The following is an 18401-nucleotide window of genomic DNA, read 5'->3' as shown; positions in this document are numbered from 1 at the left end:
GTAAACCTTTCAAAAGAAGACAGAAATCCTTAAGAAAAGGATAAGTATTTCTGAAGAATTTCTTACAAAATAGAATTCGAGATTCCAAAACAAAAAAACGTGTTCACCAACTACCGCTTACACACGGCTTGGCAAACACGTTCTCTCTCTATTCTCTTCCCTCAGCCTTACGCTTGCTGCGCAGCGCTGACATGGCTTCAATGAACTCTTCCTTGTCAATGACATTCAGCTCATATAGCTCCCGAATTTCATCTTCTATCAACAGCAAATCCCCTTCAGGATCACCTGTATAAATAACCAATCCGAAACGGTGCAGAAACGCCTTCAAATCGAATTCATTCGGGTTTATTTTCAATGAGCTCCCTCCAGATCGATTTCCATCCTTGCGAGGACGGCATCGTAATCAAACTCGACAGCAAAGCCGGTAATGACGATGATCTTCGCGTGTGGATACGCTTCTTGCCACGCCTCCTCCTCTTCCGGTTTCAATCCGACGATATACAAAGGGTCCGCGGACAGCTGCGGGTGTTCTTGACACAGGCGTAAAAACTCCTTGCATCTCTCTTGTTCGACAGCCGCGTTCAGAACGAGGACAGCTCGCTCAACTTCTCCGGACTCTCTTTGTTTAGCCAGCAGCTCAAACGTTTTGACTGAAGGCACAATGGCATTGATCTCAGGAAAACGATCGAGCACTTCATCCAGCCAATCATCTTCATGCCAGGCCAGGTAGTAAAGCATCGCAGTAGACATGTAACAAACACCTCATGGATATATACTTGACAATATAAGTAGCCATTCTTATTTCTTTTCTATTATAGCACGTCTCGCTATAACTGCCCACGTTGCTGGCTTGACTTCGCCTTTTCCTTCACGTAAGGTGGAAAAAGCAAACAATCCGCTTGAATAGATTTTTGTGCGAAAAGAGGTAGACTTGTAGTGAATAAGAAGCACCTTGCCCTCTTGTTCTTTATTGCTTTTTTCATCATGCTCGGTTTTGGCATCATTATCCCCATTCTTCCCTTTTTCGCGGAGAAATTGGGTGCGACTTCGTTTCAAATCGGCATGCTTTTTGCCAGCTACAATATTATGCAGCTGGTGTTTGCACCGATTTGGGGAGCACTTTCAGACAGAATCGGGCGAAAGCCACTCATCTCATTCGGGCTGTTCGGCTTTTCCATTACCTTTATCCTGTTTGGACTCGCTGACAGTTATAATGAAATGCTCCTGTATCGCATTTTGGGTGGAATCGTCTCGGCTGCCGCATTGCCAACCGTAACAGCTATGGTAGCGGATCTCTTCCCTTCAGAAGAACGGGCAAAAGGGATGGGGGTCATTGGCGCCGGGATTGGACTTAGCTTTGTCTTCGGTCCGGTAATTGGTGGACTGCTCAGTGAATTCGGCTTTGCCGTTCCCTTCTACGCTTCGGGTATTGTGGCGTTGCTTACGTTTTTCCTGATCCTGTTTGCCTTGCCAGAGAGCTTGCCGAAAGAAAAACGGGCGAATCTGCAAAAAGAACAGCGACAAAATCCGCTTGTCTCTTTGTTCGGTTCCATGTCCTTGCTGTACGGTATTTTGTTCACCGTCTCCTTTGCTTTTTCCGGACTGGAAACGACCTTTGCCCTGTACATAAGTGATTTGTACGGTTTTACCTCCAAAGACCTCGGCTATATGTTTCTCGTCATGGGCTTGATCGCTGCCGCTGTACAAGGCGGGCTGATCGGAAGAATGGTCAAGCAGCTAGGGGAAGCAAGTGTCCTCGTCATTGGGATGATTCTTTACGGCATTGGATTTTTCGCCATTCCGCTGTCGGGTAGCTTTTGGGTGCTGGCGCTGATCCTTTCATTATTCGGAGCGGGACAAGGAATGATCAGAGCGACAGCCACAGCAATGATCACTCAAAGGACGACGCAAGGCCAAGGCGTGACGAGTGGAGCAATCAGCTCAATGGACAGCCTTGGACGCATCTTGGGTCCATTAGCTGGTGGAGCGGTTTACCAAGTCTCCCACAGCGGTCCATTCTTCCTCGGAGGAGTCTTGATGGTATTGCTCCTCCTCTGGTTCGTCAGCAGCTATCGTCGCCTGCCAGAACCAAGCACACAAGCGCAATCGTAAGCCATACAAAAAGGAAGCACCGCCAGCATCAACACTTTGCTGACGGTGCTCTTTTTATGGCAACCTACTGTTCCTGTAGCTCCATCCACGCCGAAAAGGTTACCTCTATCTCCTGCTGCACCTGATCGATCGCTTGTTGCCAAGCTACTAACTGCTCGTAATCGGACCCTTCACTTTGCAGCAAGGCCGTCAGTTCACCTTTTTTCCCTTCCAATGATGCTATTTTTTGTTCAAGCTCTGCCAGCTTGTATGGATTCGGACGTTTGGCAGTCGCATTCGTCGCGGCCGTCTCTTGTACTTGCTTGACTGTTGGCTGCTTTTGCTTTATTTCCTCCGGCTTACTGGCACGAGCAGCGATCCGCTGTTTTTGCTTTTCCCTTGCTTCCTCATAGGAACCCACATCGTGAACCAGCCGCTTATTTTCTACCCAAAATACACCATCCACCATCTTTTGCAGGAAATAGCGATCATGCGAGATGATGAACAACGACCCGTGAAAATCTGCCAATGCTTCCTCCAATGTTTCTCGCGCTTCAATATCCAGATGGTTGGTCGGTTCGTCCAGAATGAGCAGGTTGATTTCCTGATGCATCATTTGGGCCAAGCGCAGTCGCATCCGCTCTCCGCCGCTCAACTGCCCGATGCGCTTGAAAACTTGTTCGCCGTAAAACATAAACCGTGCCAACAAGTGTCGTGCTTCCGGCTCTGTCACTCTGGCTACTTCACGAAAAACGTCAATCAGCCGCTGGTTTTGGTCCCCTTCCAAAGCTTGCTGAGACAAGTAGCCTACCTTTACGCTGCTGCCAATTTTGAGAGTACCTGCATCTGGCTCAACCTCTCCCAGCAGCATGCGAATCAGCGTAGATTTACCGCAGCCATTTGGTCCAAGCAGCGCTTTTCGCTCCCCGTAGCGCAATAAAAAGCTGGCGTCCGCAAACAATTGTTTTCCGCCAAATGTTTTCTGTACCCCCGTCGCTTTCAGCACATCTTGCCCGCTTCGGTCGGTTTTCATAAATTGCAAGCCCATGCGATCCGCTTCCATTTTCGGTCGCTCGATACGCTCAATCCGCGCCAGCGCTTTTTCCATGCTTTTTGCCCTTCGGTGAAAAGCCTCGTTCGGCGGATTGGAGCGATTGCCCCACTCCTTGAGCCGTTTGATCGTTTCTTTCATTTTCTTGATTTGCTTCTGCTGTTCCTGATAAGCGGCAAACTGGCGCAGCAAGCGCTCTTCACGCTCCGTGGCGAACGCACTGTAATTGCCAATATAAAATTCGGCTTCTCCTCCGTCTACATGATAGACAGACGTGACGACCGCATCCAAAAAATAACGGTCATGGGAGATGATCAGGATCGTGCCCTGATAATTTTTTAAAAACTCCTCTAGCCACTCCATCGACTCCACATCCAAATGGTTGGTCGGCTCATCCAGAAGCAGAACATCGCTTTGTTGGCAGAGCAGCTTTGCAAGTCCAGCCTTCGTCTTTTCCCCACCGCTGAGCTGGGCAAATGGTGTCGCTAACAGCTCAGAACTAACTCCCAAGCCCTGTGTCACCTGAGTCATTTTCGTCTCCCACTGATAGCCATCCAGTTGTTCAAATTCATCCTGCAGCTTTTGATAGCGCAGCATGAGGCGGTTTAGCTCTTGTTCATTTTCGTAAAGCAATCCCATCTGCTGCTCGAGCTCGCGCATCTGCTCCTGGAGCCTGATAACATCCGTAAAAGCGCTGGCTACAACATCCGCCCCCGTCCACTCAGCCGGATACTGCGGCGTTTGCGGCAGGTACGCCCATATCGTTCCTTTTGCCCGAAAAAGCTCACCAGAATCGGGGCTTTCGATACCTGCCAGCAGCTTGAACAACGTGGTTTTGCCTGCTCCATTCGGTCCGACAATCCCGACACGTTCTCCTGCCTTGATTTCCAATGTGATATCTTGTAATACCGGATCTGCTCCGTACGATTTCTGCAATTGCTGTGTCGCGACAATAATCATGATTGTTTCCTCCTCGGAATGTTGGTAACGGTTCAAAATAATGGATTCCCTGGTGGCCCCGGCACAGTTTTGAGACCACACCGTACGTGCGAGTGGACGCAAAAAAGCCGCAGGCCATTACCTGCGGCATCGTAAAAGGGACCGACCTTACGTCAGTTACCCATTATTGACAAGAACAAACCGCCCCTGATCGATGCATGGTACGCCTATGGAAACTCCGTTCAGTTGTATGCGCAAAAAAGGACAGACTGGTCCCGTTGAATGCAAAATCATGCGTCATACTAGAAGTTTCTACCACAAACCATGCTTGCAGAGTTCCGAACACGTACACACACCTCCATTTCTCAAGGGATAGGAAATCACAACCATATCTTACATCAGGAGTCACACAAAAACAAGAGGGCCTGCTACGTGCTCCCCACTAGCAGGCCCTGTACGCCGTTTCTTATCGACTTCCGTTGCCCTCTGCGTCAAACAGCGGCTTCTTCGTCTCTGCATCCAGAAAGGAAATCGTCGTGTAAGGTGGCAGCTTTACTTTTGCCGCCAAATACGGATAGGAAATCACTTGCGGGTACATTTTACCTGGATCAGGCAGTGTTTGTTTGACATATACAAAAACCTGCTCCAAGCTCTGCTCGACTTTGGTTACTTGCAGTCCGTAGCCAGGATTCGGTGAGGGCCCACGTGCGATGACGTAAAGATCCCCCTGCTTGTGAATGCCTTGCTGTTCTTTTACCGAGTCAATAAACGCACGTTCCTGTTCTGTCAGCTTATCGGCATCGACTAGCGTAAAAACACTCTCTTCCCCAGCCATCACAATTTCCACCGCCTTTTTCTCGGCATTCCACGTGATTTGATGTCCGGCCTGCTCCGCCATCCATCTCAATGGCACATACACTTGCTTGTCACGCACGATTGCGCCCTGCCCATCTTGCAGCCACTTGCCATTCAACGCTACTTTTCCTGTAGCGAGTTCAAACGTCAGCGTCCCTTTTGCCAGCTTCATTTCTCCATTCGTTGCATCCTGTTTCCAAGTGCCTTCTAAAATCCGGCTCGCATCCTCGGCAGATACATAGGTGCGCTGCTGGACGAGAAGCGGTGCTTTTGCCAAGGAGGATTGTTCTCCGTTTACCAGTACCGCAGTTGTCGCTGTTTGTGCTGTGCTAGCCCCTGCCTGCACTGGGTAAGCCGCCACTATTTGGAGTGTCAGGGCAACAGCCAGAATCGATTTGCCTTTCATTGTTGTTCCTCCATCCCTAATCATCATTTTCATCATTCATTACTTGTTAGACATAGGTTTCCTCTGATTCGTTTCACTATGACTGAGATTCGCGAGAGATTAGTGCAAGAGCCAATTTCCCATGACGAGAATAACCGGGATGGACAAGAGCGCCAGCAAGGTGGAACAAACCGTCGTCATGGCACCCATCTCCTCATCCGCCGCATAGCGCCCGAACAGGATCGAGGCCAATGTCAGGGTGGGCATTGCTACTTGCACAAGGGATACGCTGACGATATCGCTGTCGATTGAAAAAACGGACAAAAGAAACGCCGTCATCAGCGGAAAAACAACTAATTTAAACGCGAGTGGCATACTCAAAAGCTTCAAGGATACTTGCGGTTTGTTGCGCAAAAACATAGGCAAGAGCATACCAATGTACATCATGGCTAATGGAGAGGCGAGCTTGGACAGCGTTCCAAACAGCTGCTTCACAGGCTGAGGCGGCACAAACCCGATGATAGCAGAACCGAGTCCAAATACGATCGCAATCATCGGAATGTTGATGAGTGTTTTGAGCCCTTTCAAGGAAAAGCTTCCTTTTTCCTGGAGCATCATCACACCCACTGTCCATAGCACAACATCTACACCTGCATCGAAAATAGCAGCCAAGAGCGCCCCTTTTGGCCCAAACAATGCCGCACAAAGCGGCAAACCGATGAAGCCTGTATTCCCCAAGCCAGACAGGAGTGCAATCTCCCGACGTTTTTTCACAGGAAGCGGTAGTGCGCGTGCACCTAACCAGCCGATGAAAATGCCCAGGCAGTTTAGGATAATCGAAATGAAGAATATTGCAAAAATTTGGTATAAAATTTGTTGATCAATGGTTGTCTGAAAAATCCCGTCTAAAATAATGCACGGCATGGCAACGTTTACAATAATCGTGATGACGAGTTGGCGAGAGTCCGCAGTCAAGGGTTGCCGGTAGCCGATTAAGCTACCGATCCCAATGATGACGGCCATGATGAGGATGGACTGCTGCAACGTTTGTAGTTCCATGCTGCCCTCCTGCCTACATTTCTACCGGAAGCCATTCGAGTTCGGTCGGCTCCCCTTTTTCACACGTTCGTAGCAAATCGCCGCACAAAGGAACAACCTGCTCAAGCGGAACACACCAGGAAAGGGGAAAGGCAACCTCACTACCCTCGATGACGATCGTGGACATCACCGCCGATTGCTTGTCTGCCGCAAGGACAAAGTGCTGCTCCGCCGGCTCGTGTTCTTTCCATTGCACCAATACTTTGCCGTTGTTCCCGCCTGCTACAACCAAATCGACATGGTCTCCATACGCTGCGTGAACCAATGTCCGCGTTACCCCATCCAATTGGGCGATTTCCTTCAGCACTTCATGCCAAGCTACATGCTTTTGTTCCATTCCACTTCCATCTGTATACATACGCCAGTCGTTTAACATGTTGATTGACTCCTTTTGTCGGTGCGCTCTCTTATGAAGAACAAGCACGTCATTGCTTGTAGGCCTTTCAATTCGTACTAATTGTACGCTTCTTGACGAGGAACCTCAACCACTACTTATGCGCCAAGTTTTCGTCTCATGCACATAGCTACCGCAGGAATAGAGAATCCTTAAAAGAGATAACAAGTGTAAACGTTACTGTTGTGGTGGGAGGAAACAGGAGAAAACGCTCAGCTTCTTGTCCCACCCGCTGTGGGATTCACTGCCCGCCTCCATGCAAAAAGCGAAACCGCGTCCAAAGTGGTCATTCCAGGCTGTGATTCAGAGGTGGACGCTTAAAGGCGTGTTTCGCTTTTTGCATTCCGTCTCGGTCGGTGTACCAAAGATCTTCGCTTTTTTCTCCTGTTTCCTCTACGAGCTGTCCGTGTTTACTCCGCTTTTTAAAGCTTTGAAAGAACGAAGGAATGTCAGCAGTTACGACAGAGAAGAATATTTCCAGACGTAGCGACTTGTGGAGTCCTACTTAGCGGAGAAGGGATTTGCGGGCAAAAGAAACGCAACGTGCCCCTACGTCGAAGCGGCTACCACTTTTGCGTTTCCCCGCAAATCCCTTCGGAGCGGGCAGTCCCCTCCCTCAGCAGGACGGAGCCTGGAGCCTAGACTGGAAATATTCTTCTCCTCACGGCAGCTGTATAGACCTCAATCCATAGTAATCAAATAGGTTTTAACAATTTAAACATTGACAAAGCCATGAACGACCACTACTATGAATCCATGAAATCCGATTAACATAAAGGGGATTACAACATGAAAAAAGTCATTCTGTCTACCTTACTATCTTGTCTGCTACTGGGAATGGTTGGCTGCAGCACTTCCGGTTCTCCTTCTCAGCCGAATAATACGACTCCGTCTGCTGATCAAGCAGCTTCGCAAAATTTGCTGGAAAAAGTAAAAGCCGAGAAGAAACTCGTCGTTGGTACGGAAGGTACATACTCTCCGTTTACGTACCATGATCAGTCGGGCAAATTGACCGGCTATGATGTGGAGGTTGTCACGGAAGTTGCCAAGCGACTCGGTGTAGAGCCTGTGTTCCAAGAAACCCAGTGGGATGCCATGTTTGCGGGACTCGACTCCAAGCGCTTTGACGTCATTGCCAATCAGGTAGGAATCCGTCCTGATCGTCAGGAAAAGTACGATTTCTCCAAGCCATATACGATTTCTCGCGCGGTTTTGGTCACGCACAAGGACAACGAAACTGTCAAAGATTTCAAAGATATTAAAGGCTTGAAAGCCGGACAATCCATGACCAGCAACTACGCTGATCTCGCACGCTCCCATGAAGCAGAAATTGTCGGTGTAGACAACTTCAATCAAGCGATTGACCTGATCGCGCAAAAACGCGTGGACGTCGTGATTAATGATAATTTGTCGGTGCTTGATTTCCTGAAGCAAAAGCCGGATACGCCAATCAAAGTCGTGGCAAAAAATACTGAGGGCCAACCAACCGCTTTCATGTTCCGTAAAGGAAGCACAGAACTGACTGACGCGATTAACAAGGTGCTCGATGAGATGCAACAGGACGGCACCCTTTCCAAAATTTCCGTCAAATGGTTCGGCGAGGATATCACGAAGTAATACTTACTCATGAAGAAAACCTTTATCGCGGAAAACTCGTTGACAAAATTGTCTGTCCCTTTTAGTATGTTCCTATTCAAATTCACATCGGTTTAGTGGGGGTTAATTTATGAAAAAACTATTATTTTCCCTTCTCGCTTCCACTCTGTTAGTCGCATTGGCAGGTTGCGGGTCGTCTTCAACGGGACAGCCACCGCAAAATAATGCCGCCGCTCCTGCCCCAACAGAAGAGAAAACAGAACAAAACTTGTTGGAAAAAGTAAAAGCTAACGGTAAAATTCTGATCGGAACCGAGGGCACATACGCGCCGTTTACGTTCCACGATCAGTCTGGCAAGCTGACGGGCTATGATGTGGAGGTCGTGACAGAGGTAGCGAAGCGCATCGGTGTAGAGCCTGTGTTTCAAGAAACACAATGGGATGCGATGTTCGCTGGACTTGACTCCAAGCGCTTTGATGTCGTAGCGAATCAGGTGGGCATTCGCCCTGATCGTCAGGAAAAATACGATTTCTCCAATCCATATACTGTATCCACAGCGGTCCTTGTCACCCATAAAGACAACACGACCGTAAAAGGCTTCGAGGATATTAAAGGGCTGAAAGCAGCGCAAACATTGACGAGCAACCTCACCGATATCGCGAAGAAAAACGGAGCGGAAATCGTCGGTGTGGAAGGCTTTAACCAAGCGATTGACCTGCTTGTTTCCAAGCGTGTAGACATAACGATCAACGATGGAATTTCCCTGTTGGACTTCATGAAGCAAAAGCCTGATGTTCCTATCAAAATCATCGCAAAAGATCCGAACGTAGCGAAAAACGGCTTCCTCTTCCGCAAGGGCAGCACAGAGCTGGTTGATGCATTCAACAAAGCACTGGATGACATGGCGAAAGATGGCACCCTCGCAAAAATATCAGAGAAATGGTTTGGTGCAGATGTCTCTAAATAGCTTCTTTGAAAACCCAGAACGCCTGAACCGATGGATCGATATCGCGCAAAGCTCCTTTCTTCCTCTGTTGAAAGGAGCCTTGCTCTATTCTTTAACAATCGCCATCGCTGCCTTTTTCATTGGTCTGATCCTTGCCGTTCTCACTGCGCTGGCACGACTATCCGGCATTAAGCCGCTGATTGCCATCGCCCGCTTTTATGTATCGATCATTCGCGGTACTCCGTTATTGGTCCAATTGTTCATCATTTTTTATGGCTTGCCGAGCATCGGCTTGATGATCGATCCGATACCGTCGGCAATCATCGGCTTCTCTCTCAGCGTCGGCGCCTACTCCTCCGAGGTCGTACGTGCCGCAATCTTGTCCATTCACAAAGGACAATGGGAAGCAGCTTACTCTCTGGGGATGACCTACTGGCAAGCACTGCGCAGAGTCGTACTCCCTCAGGCAGCTCGCGTCTCCATTCCTCCTTTGTCCAACTCGTTTATTAGTTTGGTCAAGGATACTTCGCTGGCTTCGGTCGTCCTGGTACCGGAGATGTTTCGCAAAGCCCAAGAAGTCGTCGCTGCGACATATGAGCCGCTGCTCGTTTACGTGGAAGCAGCCCTTATTTACTGGGTGATTTGCTTTGTACTCTCCATTATCCAGGATCGCATCGAAAACAAGCTGGACCGTTATGTCTAAAAAGCAGGTGAAAAACGTATGATTACGATCACGGATGTGCATAAACAATTTAACACCTTACATGTGCTCAAAGGCATTTCCCTCTCGGTGGAAAAAGGAAAGGTAGTCGTTATCATCGGCCCTTCTGGCTCCGGGAAAACAACCTTGCTTCGCTGCCTGAATGCACTTGAGGTTCCGACCAGCGGCAGCGTCCAGATCGGTGATGTCAAGCTGGATTTTTCCAAAAAGGTAGAGAGAACGAGTATTCCGAAGCTGCGAAAGCAAACCGGGATGGTGTTCCAAAACTACAATCTGTTCCCGCACATGACAGCCGTTGAAAATGTGATGGAGGGGCCTGTCACTGTCAAAAAAGAAGACAAAGAAAAAGCACGTGCGAAAGCCGCTGCTCTCCTGACAAAAGTAGGGCTCGGTGACAAGCTGGATCATTACCCTGCACAGTTGTCTGGCGGACAACAGCAGCGTGTAGGGATTGCTCGGGCACTGGCGATGGACCCGCAAGTCATGCTATTTGACGAGCCTACCTCCGCTCTCGACCCGGAGCTCGTTGGCGAAGTGTTGAAGGTGATGAAGGAGCTTGCGCAGGAAGGAATGACGATGATCGTGGTCACGCACGAGATGGGGTTCGCCCGGGAAGTTGCCGACGAGGTTATTTTCATGGACCAAGGCATCATCGTGGAACGAGATACACCTTCCCATTTGTTCGCAAAGCCGCGCGAAGAACGCACACGTCAGTTTTTGCAGCATTTGAAGTAGGGATCAGAAAAAAAGACTCTGTCTCTTGTATAAGAGCACAGAGTCTTTTCTCTACTATGAAGCCTTAATCATCAAGGAAGGCAATTACGAGAAAAATGATGATGAGAATCCAAAGGAAACCGCCCCCAAAAAAGCCACCGCGATTGCAACCCATAATCTTCCTCTCCTCTCATTGGGATCAGATGGAAGCACCGATCTGCTGGCAAGGATCGGTACTCCATTCAGCTTATGACAACCGCATCTCTCCTGTATGGATGCCTGTCTATCCCAACGATTAAAAAGAAAAAACGGGTGCTTGCCCTCCGCCTCTATACCAAACCTAAAATTAACAAATGTTTCATGTTCTCTCTACTCTTCCTTAACATCAGACAACTATCATGAATGTGTCAGACCCTACGATGGACATTACGTCCTCCATTTCCGCCCGAATAGCCCCCTTCTACATCGGGCGGGCTTTTTTTCTTTGCCGCAAACCTATAAAATATGGATAAATAGACCATTTTAGCGGAGAGAGGGATACTCGTGGAAGGGTATAAACAGGCGTTAGCGCAATATATTGACGCTACCAATACACATTGCTTTGCCAATGTAGAAAAAGTGCTTCATCCAAATGCCATTTACTGGTTTTCCGACAAGACTTGTACATCCATGAGTGAGATTCGCGCCTACTTTGAAAATGCATGGCATTTGATCAAAGACGAAGTCTACGCAGCTACGGATGTCCAGTGGATTACTGTCGATCAAAATTCTGCTACCTGTATATATACGTATCAATATCAAGGCTATTACAACGGGGAATTCGTCACGGGAAGTGGCAGAGCCACGAATATTTTTACGAAAACAGAGACAAATGAATGGAAGCTCATTCATGAGCATTTGAGCGGAAAAGTTGAGTAAGCCCAAAGATAAAAGCCTCGCTAGGAAGCAAGGCTTTCTTGGTAAGTCGAGACCCCTGCATGCAAGGGGTCTCATTTGTTTTTTATCCATTAAAAAGGAATTCGCTCTGAATGAATCACATACTGATGCTGTGCAGCCCACTCCTGGAGACCATCCCAGAATGCTTCGCAAGCAGTAACGATTTTTGCTGGATCAGTCAAATCCCCGGCCATTACCAATCTGGCTACCTGATCGAATCCAACCGGACGATGCGGCAATTCCAGCGCTTCTGGCAAAACCTTGGCCCCTGTCGAGTAAAGCTTTCGGTTATGCAGCCCGATCAACATTGCACCGTATTGGGCAAACTGCATGGCCAAGTAGGGCAGATAGGTATGTGGGCCGTTTAGATTTACGTTTCGCAATTTGCCAATAAACTCGTACATTTCCCCTACGAGAATACCGTTGATACCCTCTGTGAAATCTTCCTGCGATGGTGATTCGGCTGCTTTTTTGAGCCTTTCAAAAAAGCCCTTCGGATCATATAGACTCAGCGGAGAAAAGAATGGGCCATGTGTCAGTGGCCAATCATCCTCGACAGTAGCGGCGGTGTTCAGTAAAACATCTGCACTGCACACATTCACTTCAGCCTTCCAAGGTCCAGCCGACCATTCGTAGCTAAATTCTATTTCTTCCCCTGATTCTTCCAGTACACAAAACATCTCAATATCCGAATATGGGCCGTCTGTCCCGCGAGAAATGGAACCATACACCCCAATGGCGAGAACCTTTTCTTTGTACACTTCGTGCAATCTCGCAGCAATTTCTTGGCAGGTTTGAAATCGTTCACTTCGAGAAATTTTTACAGGTCCATTCATGTTCATTTACGTACATCTCCCTTGAAATATTGTGAGGTGAGCTGACACAAATACATGAATGGAGGACCTCGGGATTAACGGGGGACTTTTTTTGGATGCATGTGAACTTCCTCCCATCGACCAGATCATAAAGTTCGTCATGATATGCATTTTACCAGAGAAAGGAAAATCCTACGAGCGATTTTGGTTCGTAGCGAAGGCTTGGGCGTTGTCGATAGCCGATTGAATATACGCTTGTAGCGTATCAATGAAGGTACGAGCGGCGAACCCCATATATTTGTCCTTGCGATAAACCAGACAGATGTCTTGGCTGGGTGTCGGATGCAAGAGATTGATGATCGCAATCTCGTCGTCGTTTACGTTTTGCAGCAACAAGCTAGGTAGGATACAGCCCCCGATCCCCTTTTTTACAAGACTCAATTGAGACTGGAGTGTAGTTGTTTCGATATGAGGCTGCAAACGAAAGCCTTCCTGTATGCAATAGCGATTGATGAGCTGTCTTGCTTGATGATCCGGCGGAAACATTACCATTTTCACATCTTGAAGCTGCCCAAAATTGATTGCCTTTTCCTTGGCGAGTGGATGTGCGCGATGAACGGCAAGCGCGAACTCTTCATGAAATAGCGGAATGACAGTGATTCTCTCATCCGGCTCAGGTAACACAGTCACGCCCAAATCAATCTCGCCGGATGTGATTTGCTCCACGATTCTTGTAGACTCTATGACGGATAAGGATGTTTTCGGATACAAGCGGTGGAATTCTACAAGAAGAGCATCAAACAACAAATCGGCATCGCCAGGCAGGACACCGATCGTGAGCGTGCCCCCTTCGTTGTTTTTCATGGCTGCAATCGCTTCTCGTGCGTAGTTGATATGGGAAAAAACATGCCGACTCTGTTCCAGCAATACCTTTCCTGCTTCTGTCAGCGTGATTCTCTTGCCCAAGCGATCAAACAGCGGGACACCCAGCTCACTCTCTAAAAACTTGATTTGCTGGCTGAGATTGGACTGCGAGGTACACAGCTTTTCTGAGGCCCGGGAAAAATGCATTTCTTCACATATTGCCATAAAATACTCCAATTGCCTGAGCTCCATTGCTTCACCCCATACACCCATTATCATTTTTACTAATCATTCTAATCGGAAAAGCATGATTGTTGCGTTTTCCCCTACGACGTACACTTTAGTTGACGGTAAGAGCGCTGTCAATCATAGGAAAATGATAGGGAGGTTTGTCTCATGTCTCAAAGCATGATCACTACTGCCACATCCGTTCGTCAAATTGGCCTGCAGCAGATTCCCATGATTCCTGAGGAGCTATTGGATGTTCAATCCCCCGCTTTTTCAAATACACTTCGCTGGAATATCGGGCATATCGTCTTTTGTTTTCAGCATTTCCTGTCCATCGGCTTGCCTTTCCAATCTGACCTGCCCGCTTCTTACGCTACGCTTTTTCAGACGGGAACAAAGCCTTCTGACTGGACGACCGCACCTCCCTCGAAAGATGAGCTGATTCACTATTTGTCTGTACAGCTAGAACTGTTGTCCTCCGTCACCCCTGACGAGTTAGAGGCAGCTTTGCCTGCCCCCATTACAATGGGTCCCTTCCAGTTTACGACGGTTGGAGAAGTCTTTAACTTTGCCGTCATGCACGAGTCCATCCATCTGGGGATCATTTCGAGCATGGTAAAAGTCGTAGTCCAGGAAGCAGCCGCAAAGTAATTGCAAAAAAACGAGACCTTCGAATGGTCTCGTTTTTTTCGTTTATTCGAACCGAGTGAACTTTTCTTCGGCAGGTGTGCGTGTGCGTGCTGCTGGGACATTTTCCTGATCGAAAAAACCGAGGTGCAGGAAACCGACGATTTTCTCTCCTGGCGCAACACCCAAGATGGCGTGTGCCTTCGGGTCCCAGTTGTGCGCGTTTGTTTTCCAGACGACGCCTAGACCACGCTCCCATGCGAGCAGCTGGAAGTTTTGGATGAGAGCAGCCGTCGCACTGAAATCTTCTTCCCATTGTTTTTGGCGCGGATCTTCCTTCATGATGACGACCAAATAGGCTGCTGGCTGGTTGTACATGTCTCTGCGCGCCTGATGGGCTTCTGGAGGATAGCAGGTAATTAGCTTCTCTACAAACGCTTCTTTTTTCTCTGAAGGTACAAACATAAATCTCCATGGCTCCCGAATCCCATGGTTCGGCGCGTACACTGCGTCATTCAACAGCTCCAGAACAAGTTCTTCGGACACAGCATCTGGTTTATAGTCTTTTTTAATAGAGCGGCGCTCTCGAATGATTTTGGCAATGGACACAACGGTCACCCTCTTCTCTTAGACTTCCACACTTTGATAATGGTTATCAGTCTTATTCAGAACATATGTTATCGTGTACACTCGTCAAAATCAAGTAAGAAGTAAACGAAACTGCACACCATACTGACAGGGATATGGTAAACTTTTGGACGAGGAGGGATGTAGCTTGGACGGACAGCGCCCGGCTCTCATTAAGCCCGGATTTTTCAGTATCGATGCGCCAGCAGACAGGCGACGCAACGAGTTCGACTTTCATAATGAAGCGCTGCTTTTCCACCAGCAGCCAGTCGATTTTGTTTTTTTCGGCGATTCCATCACGCATTGGTGGGATCTCGCTACCTTTTTTAGCCGGTCGGGTCAGACGATCGTGAATCGTGGAATCGGCGGTGACACAACCGAGCAGGCCCGCAGACGTTTTGCCGCGGATGTCCTTCAATTGAAGCCACGTTACGTGGTAATGATGATCGGGATTAACAATACATGGGCGTTGGATACATTCTTGCCTTCCGACCGACTGACACCCCAAGAGATTTGCCAGCAGGTGACCAGTGATGTAGAAGCAATGGTGCAAGCAGCTCTCGAGCAAGGCATTCAGCCCATTCTTTGTTCCCTCTTGCCTACATGTATGGACCGATACGCACGCAACTGTGAGCGAAACGAGCTCGTCATCATTATCAATAAACGTTTTCAAGCTATTGCTGAACAAACAAACTGTCTCTATGTCGATTATCACTCCCGCATGACGGACGCAGATGGCATCACACTGCGCAAGGAATTGGCTGACGACGGACTTCATCCGCATGTCCTCGGCTACCAACTCATGGCAACCGTTCTTCGCGATACACTTTCTGCACATGACATCTCACTTGGCACGCCATCATAAATGAAAAAAAGGATGCGGCTATTTATGCCCATCCTTTTTACGTGCTTATTCCGGTCGACGGTCCGTCAGCCAATGTCCGCCTGCGATTTTGCCCACTGATGCCATCAGGACAGACAAATGGGACGTGCCATCGATGCCTAAATATTCGTTCATGTCATGATCCATCCAGTGACCAATCGTCGTTACCCCAAGCCCCAGTCCGTTTGCTACCAAATGCAGGTTCTGCGCCACGTGCCCGGAATCCCACCAAATATAGCGGTACGCACGTTCTTTGTATTTGTCTTTCGTGCGATCCACCATCGCTGTCCAAACGAAATTGACAGCAGCCCGTCTCGTCACCTCTTGTTCTTCTGTGAGCATATAGGCGATCTCAGACGTGTCTTCTCTCTTCAATCCCTCCAAGCACCAATTCTGTACATCCAGGTGATACAGGCCTTTCTCGAGTCCCTCCACGTTGTTGATCATCAGGTACGTCTCAATCGGATACAGGGCCCCGGCAGACGGCGTCGTGCGTAATTGATAGTCTCCCATATCATCTGTGATGCCCTGTGTACCCCACAGCAAGAGATTCAATTCGTTAAGCGTCATGGGCTGCTTCAAGAAATTACGCTTGGATCTTCGATTCGCGAGGACCTCCCACAAATCGACTGACGCTGGAAACTGCGGCTTGCCCAATTCAATACGGGCAAACACCTCTTCATACTGTAAATACGTCGCCGGTCTTTTGGAAAAATCGTAGCGAGAGGCCCAGCCTTTTTCCAGCTCGCCCACCCGGTAAGAGGTCGCCTCGATAAATTCATTTGCAATTCGCTGCCATTCGGGATGCATCTATGTTCCTCCTCGTATGTGCTTAGTGGTGATGTCTTTTACTATACGAAGCTCTTTTCCATTAGTAAAACAATGATTTATAATATTTTTCATTAGAGAAAACTAATGAAAGGAACGAGGAGACATGACGCTTACCCAACTACAAGTGTTTGTCGCCGCAGCAAAAGCTGGAAGCTTCACGCGGGCAGCAGAAGAAATCGGCTTTACGCAATCCGCCGTCTCGCAGATGATTCAGTCCCTGGAAAAAGAGCTAGGCGTCAGCCTTTTTCAGCGAAGTCGCAGCGGGATCACTCCGACGAGCATCGGAGAACGAATGCTTACGCACGCTCGCGACATATTGAACATCACATCCTGCATGACGGAGGAAGCAAACGTGGCCCGCGGGATTACGTCCGGCACCCTGCGTATTGCCTCGATTCCCAGCGTTGCTTCACGCTTCTTGCCCGGACTTTTGGGCAGCTTTCGCAAGCGGTTTCCGGCCGTGGACATCCTGCTTTTGGAAGGCGATAGTGATGAGATTAGCAACTGGCTGCACAGCTCGGTTGTCGACATTGCTTTTACCGTTATGCCTGATAAGGAAATGCAAACGTTGCCGCTCTTGCAAGACGAAATGATGGTCATTTTGCCAGATACCCATCCGTTGAAGGACAGTCAGACCCTTCGTTTTTCCGAAATCGCAGAGCGCTGTTTTATCATGCCAAAGGATGGCTGCATCCGAAAAATGCTGCAAGAGAATCACATCAACCCAACAGTTACGTTTGAAGTGCGTGAGGTGTATACGATTTTGACCATGGTGCAGGAGTATATCGGCGTCACCATCATGCCTGAGCTGTACATGCCACCTGTCATCCCCAAAGTCGTAGCGATCCCTCTGTCTCCTCCGATTACAAGGGAAGTGGTGCTCGCAGTGCGCAACTGGCAGTCGATCTCCCCACTCACGGCAGAGTTCGCCGTTCACAGCCAGCAATATGTAAAAGGCATGGATTTCACGCCCACGAGCAAGTAGCCATATAAACAAAGCCCTCGCCTATTGGGGTTGGCGGGGCTTTTGGTGTGTGAGAAGCTCTGTTAGCCATTTTTCAAATTTGTTGGCGCTCATGATTTCATGGGTAATAAATTCACCTTGATAAAACAAGCCAAAGGTCGTCCATATGACAGGCGCGTTCTGTGCCTCTTCCCTCGTTGTCAGCCTGTACGCATGAAAGGGGACACCTTTCGCTTCCGCTACTTTTCTCAACTCTTCCAAAATACCAACAGCAAATGGACACTGCGCGGTGTAATAAATGGTGACGCCCTTCTCCTTTGAAGAAGTCGTTTCTGTTTTCTTAAAGGACGGCGTAGCAGCTTGTTCATTCCATTTCCATGCCACTAATTGAAAATACGGTTCTGCTTGGTCTGCCAACTCAAATCCCATATGTTCAAAAAAGCGTCTCTCACTCAAATATGGGTACTTGTTCTTCCCTACGATATGAACGATTCCGTCCATGCCACGTTTGACGGCATCTTCCTTGCAATAATGCAACAACTGTTTCGCATGCCCGTTTTCTTTATATTTGCCAGACACCCACAAGCAGTTGATATACATATAATTGGGTGCTTCAATAGGCACCCATGCCATGTCCGCAGGCAAGTATTCAATAAACACTTTTGCCCGCTCATTTAAGCGATAAAAAACCAAGCCTTCATCCATGCGCTCTGTCAGCCACTTCTTCTTCTCGGCTACTGCATTCTCGTATTGCTTTGCACCTAATGCACAGCATATGTGCTGCGTTTCTATATTCTTTTTCGTGATTTCTATATACCCCATTTTTTACTATCCCC

20 protein-coding genes are annotated in these 18401 nt (G+C 48.4%); 9 read left to right on the top strand and 11 right to left on the bottom strand.

Features of this window, described 5'->3' with window-relative positions; translation table 11 throughout:
- Nucleotides 1–148: 148 nt before the first annotated feature.
- Both C7R94_RS01410 and C7R94_RS01405 read right to left on the bottom strand, forming a co-directional pair.
- Complete coding sequence (locus C7R94_RS01410) at nt 149–355, bottom strand: YqgQ family protein (RefSeq protein ID WP_015892550.1); 207 nt, start codon at nt 353–355, stop codon at nt 149–151.
- Nucleotides 352–750 (bottom strand): hypothetical protein, encoded by a 399-nt coding sequence (locus tag C7R94_RS01405; protein ID WP_016743052.1) that lies wholly within the window; start codon nt 748–750, stop codon nt 352–354. The genes C7R94_RS01410 and C7R94_RS01405 overlap by 4 nt, the downstream gene beginning before the upstream one ends.
- 186 nt (nt 751–936) lie before the next feature.
- Between C7R94_RS01405 and C7R94_RS01400 the strand changes: the two genes are divergently transcribed.
- Nucleotides 937–2112 carry an MFS transporter gene (locus C7R94_RS01400; RefSeq protein WP_106778154.1) on the top strand — a complete coding sequence of 392 codons (1176 nt, stop codon included), beginning with the start codon at nt 937–939 and terminating at the stop codon, nt 2110–2112.
- Nucleotides 2113–2176: 64 nt separating this feature from the next.
- Here C7R94_RS01400 and abc-f read toward each other — a convergent pair whose 3' ends face one another.
- The 4 genes from abc-f to C7R94_RS01380 form a co-directional block, all read right to left on the bottom strand.
- Nucleotides 2177–4102: a ribosomal protection-like ABC-F family protein gene (gene abc-f / locus C7R94_RS01395; protein WP_106778153.1), complete on the bottom strand. Its 1926-nt coding sequence runs from the start codon at nt 4100–4102 to the stop codon at nt 2177–2179.
- A gap of 445 nt (nt 4103–4547) precedes the next feature.
- Nucleotides 4548–5342 (bottom strand): stalk domain-containing protein, encoded by a 795-nt coding sequence (locus C7R94_RS01390; RefSeq protein WP_106778152.1) that lies wholly within the window; start codon nt 5340–5342, stop codon nt 4548–4550.
- 99 nt (nt 5343–5441) lie between these two features.
- Nucleotides 5442–6380, bottom strand: a complete 939-nt coding sequence (locus C7R94_RS01385; protein WP_106778151.1) for an AEC family transporter — start codon at nt 6378–6380, stop codon at nt 5442–5444.
- A gap of 13 nt (nt 6381–6393) precedes the next feature.
- Nucleotides 6394–6795, bottom strand: coding sequence for a hypothetical protein (locus C7R94_RS01380; RefSeq protein WP_106778150.1), 402 nt, complete (start codon nt 6793–6795; stop codon nt 6394–6396).
- A gap of 807 nt (nt 6796–7602) precedes the next feature.
- Here C7R94_RS01380 and C7R94_RS01370 point away from each other — a divergent pair.
- From C7R94_RS01370 to C7R94_RS01350, 5 genes are all read left to right on the top strand, one after another.
- Nucleotides 7603–8430, top strand: a complete 828-nt coding sequence (locus C7R94_RS01370) for an amino acid ABC transporter substrate-binding protein (protein WP_106778148.1) — start codon at nt 7603–7605, stop codon at nt 8428–8430.
- A gap of 109 nt (nt 8431–8539) precedes the next feature.
- The gene (locus C7R94_RS01365; protein ID WP_106778147.1) at nt 8540–9376 is read left to right on the top strand and encodes an amino acid ABC transporter substrate-binding protein; all 837 of its coding nucleotides are present in this window, start codon (nt 8540–8542) and stop codon (nt 9374–9376) included.
- Nucleotides 9363–10058, top strand: coding sequence for an amino acid ABC transporter permease (locus C7R94_RS01360; protein WP_106778146.1), 696 nt, complete (start codon nt 9363–9365; stop codon nt 10056–10058). Before C7R94_RS01365 ends, C7R94_RS01360 begins: the two co-directional genes overlap by 14 nt.
- Nucleotides 10059–10076: 18 nt before the next feature.
- Nucleotides 10077–10811 (top strand): amino acid ABC transporter ATP-binding protein, encoded by a 735-nt coding sequence (locus C7R94_RS01355; RefSeq protein WP_106778145.1) that lies wholly within the window; start codon nt 10077–10079, stop codon nt 10809–10811.
- A 522-nt stretch (nt 10812–11333) separates the two neighbouring features.
- Entirely contained in the window at nt 11334–11708 is a 375-nt protein-coding gene (locus C7R94_RS01350) for a YybH family protein (RefSeq protein ID WP_106778144.1), read from the top strand.
- Nucleotides 11709–11797: 89 nt separating this feature from the next.
- Here the strand turns inward: C7R94_RS01350 and C7R94_RS01345 are convergent, their stop codons facing one another.
- Both C7R94_RS01345 and C7R94_RS01340 read right to left on the bottom strand, forming a co-directional pair.
- Nucleotides 11798–12568: an ANT(4')-I family aminoglycoside nucleotidyltransferase gene (locus C7R94_RS01345; protein WP_106778143.1), complete on the bottom strand. Its 771-nt coding sequence runs from the start codon at nt 12566–12568 to the stop codon at nt 11798–11800.
- Nucleotides 12569–12733: 165 nt separating this feature from the next.
- Nucleotides 12734–13657 carry a LysR family transcriptional regulator gene (locus tag C7R94_RS01340; RefSeq protein WP_106778142.1) on the bottom strand — a complete coding sequence of 308 codons (924 nt, stop codon included), beginning with the start codon at nt 13655–13657 and terminating at the stop codon, nt 12734–12736.
- Nucleotides 13658–13801: 144 nt separating this feature from the next.
- On the opposite strand from C7R94_RS01340, the gene C7R94_RS01335 reads away from it, so the two are divergent.
- A complete protein-coding gene (locus tag C7R94_RS01335) occupies nt 13802–14284 on the top strand; it encodes a DinB family protein (RefSeq protein WP_106778141.1) in 483 nt (160 codons plus the stop codon).
- Between the two features lie 42 nt (nt 14285–14326).
- Here the strand turns inward: C7R94_RS01335 and C7R94_RS01330 are convergent, their stop codons facing one another.
- Nucleotides 14327–14878 (bottom strand): nitroreductase family protein, encoded by a 552-nt coding sequence (locus C7R94_RS01330; RefSeq protein WP_174769363.1) that lies wholly within the window; start codon nt 14876–14878, stop codon nt 14327–14329.
- Nucleotides 14879–15035: 157 nt separating this feature from the next.
- On the opposite strand from C7R94_RS01330, the gene C7R94_RS01325 reads away from it, so the two are divergent.
- Nucleotides 15036–15752, top strand: a complete 717-nt coding sequence (locus C7R94_RS01325; RefSeq protein ID WP_106778140.1) for a GDSL-type esterase/lipase family protein — start codon at nt 15036–15038, stop codon at nt 15750–15752.
- Nucleotides 15753–15797: 45 nt separating this feature from the next.
- On the opposite strand, the gene C7R94_RS01320 is transcribed toward C7R94_RS01325, so the two are convergent.
- On the bottom strand, nt 15798–16580 hold the full coding sequence (locus C7R94_RS01320; protein ID WP_047071695.1) for a SagB/ThcOx family dehydrogenase: 783 nt from the start codon (nt 16578–16580) through the stop codon (nt 15798–15800).
- Between the two features lie 124 nt (nt 16581–16704).
- Between C7R94_RS01320 and C7R94_RS01315 the strand changes: the two genes are divergently transcribed.
- Nucleotides 16705–17586: a LysR family transcriptional regulator gene (locus C7R94_RS01315; RefSeq protein WP_106778139.1), complete on the top strand. Its 882-nt coding sequence runs from the start codon at nt 16705–16707 to the stop codon at nt 17584–17586.
- A 21-nt stretch (nt 17587–17607) separates the two neighbouring features.
- On the opposite strand, the gene C7R94_RS01310 is transcribed toward C7R94_RS01315, so the two are convergent.
- On the bottom strand, nt 17608–18387 hold the full coding sequence (locus C7R94_RS01310; RefSeq protein ID WP_106778138.1) for a GNAT family N-acetyltransferase: 780 nt from the start codon (nt 18385–18387) through the stop codon (nt 17608–17610).
- Between the last annotated feature and the right edge of the window lie 14 nt (nt 18388–18401).

It is taken from the genome of Brevibacillus sp. NRRL NRS-603 (assembly GCF_003013445.1).
Taxonomy (GTDB): Bacteria; Bacillota; Bacilli; order Brevibacillales; family Brevibacillaceae; genus Brevibacillus; species Brevibacillus formosus.
This window is presented reverse-complemented; position numbering and strand designations above follow the sequence as displayed.

What these genes read in the sequence shown, in the direction of transcription:
- C7R94_RS01405 (WP_016743052.1), bottom strand. Translation starts at nt 750, where the DNA reads ATGTCTACTGCGATGCTTTACTACCTGGCCTGGCATGAAGATGATTGG.
- abc-f (WP_106778153.1), bottom strand. Translation starts at nt 4,102, where the DNA reads ATGATTATTGTCGCGACACAGCAATTGCAGAAATCGTACGGAGCAGAT.
- C7R94_RS01390 (WP_106778152.1), bottom strand. Translation starts at nt 5,342, where the DNA reads ATGAAAGGCAAATCGATTCTGGCTGTTGCCCTGACACTCCAAATAGTG.
- C7R94_RS01385 (WP_106778151.1), bottom strand. Translation starts at nt 6,380, where the DNA reads ATGGAACTACAAACGTTGCAGCAGTCCATCCTCATCATGGCCGTCATC.
- C7R94_RS01380 (WP_106778150.1), bottom strand. Translation starts at nt 6,795, where the DNA reads ATGTTAAACGACTGGCGTATGTATACAGATGGAAGTGGAATGGAACAA.
- C7R94_RS01370 (WP_106778148.1), top strand. Translation starts at nt 7,603, where the DNA reads ATGAAAAAAGTCATTCTGTCTACCTTACTATCTTGTCTGCTACTGGGA.
- C7R94_RS01365 (WP_106778147.1), top strand. Translation starts at nt 8,540, where the DNA reads ATGAAAAAACTATTATTTTCCCTTCTCGCTTCCACTCTGTTAGTCGCA.
- C7R94_RS01360 (WP_106778146.1), top strand. Translation starts at nt 9,363, where the DNA reads ATGTCTCTAAATAGCTTCTTTGAAAACCCAGAACGCCTGAACCGATGG.
- C7R94_RS01355 (WP_106778145.1), top strand. Translation starts at nt 10,077, where the DNA reads ATGATTACGATCACGGATGTGCATAAACAATTTAACACCTTACATGTG.
- C7R94_RS01345 (WP_106778143.1), bottom strand. Translation starts at nt 12,568, where the DNA reads ATGAACATGAATGGACCTGTAAAAATTTCTCGAAGTGAACGATTTCAA.
- C7R94_RS01340 (WP_106778142.1), bottom strand. Translation starts at nt 13,657, where the DNA reads ATGGAGCTCAGGCAATTGGAGTATTTTATGGCAATATGTGAAGAAATG.
- C7R94_RS01335 (WP_106778141.1), top strand. Translation starts at nt 13,802, where the DNA reads ATGTCTCAAAGCATGATCACTACTGCCACATCCGTTCGTCAAATTGGC.
- C7R94_RS01320 (WP_047071695.1), bottom strand. Translation starts at nt 16,580, where the DNA reads ATGCATCCCGAATGGCAGCGAATTGCAAATGAATTTATCGAGGCGACC.
- C7R94_RS01315 (WP_106778139.1), top strand. Translation starts at nt 16,705, where the DNA reads ATGACGCTTACCCAACTACAAGTGTTTGTCGCCGCAGCAAAAGCTGGA.
- C7R94_RS01310 (WP_106778138.1), bottom strand. Translation starts at nt 18,387, where the DNA reads ATGGGGTATATAGAAATCACGAAAAAGAATATAGAAACGCAGCACATA.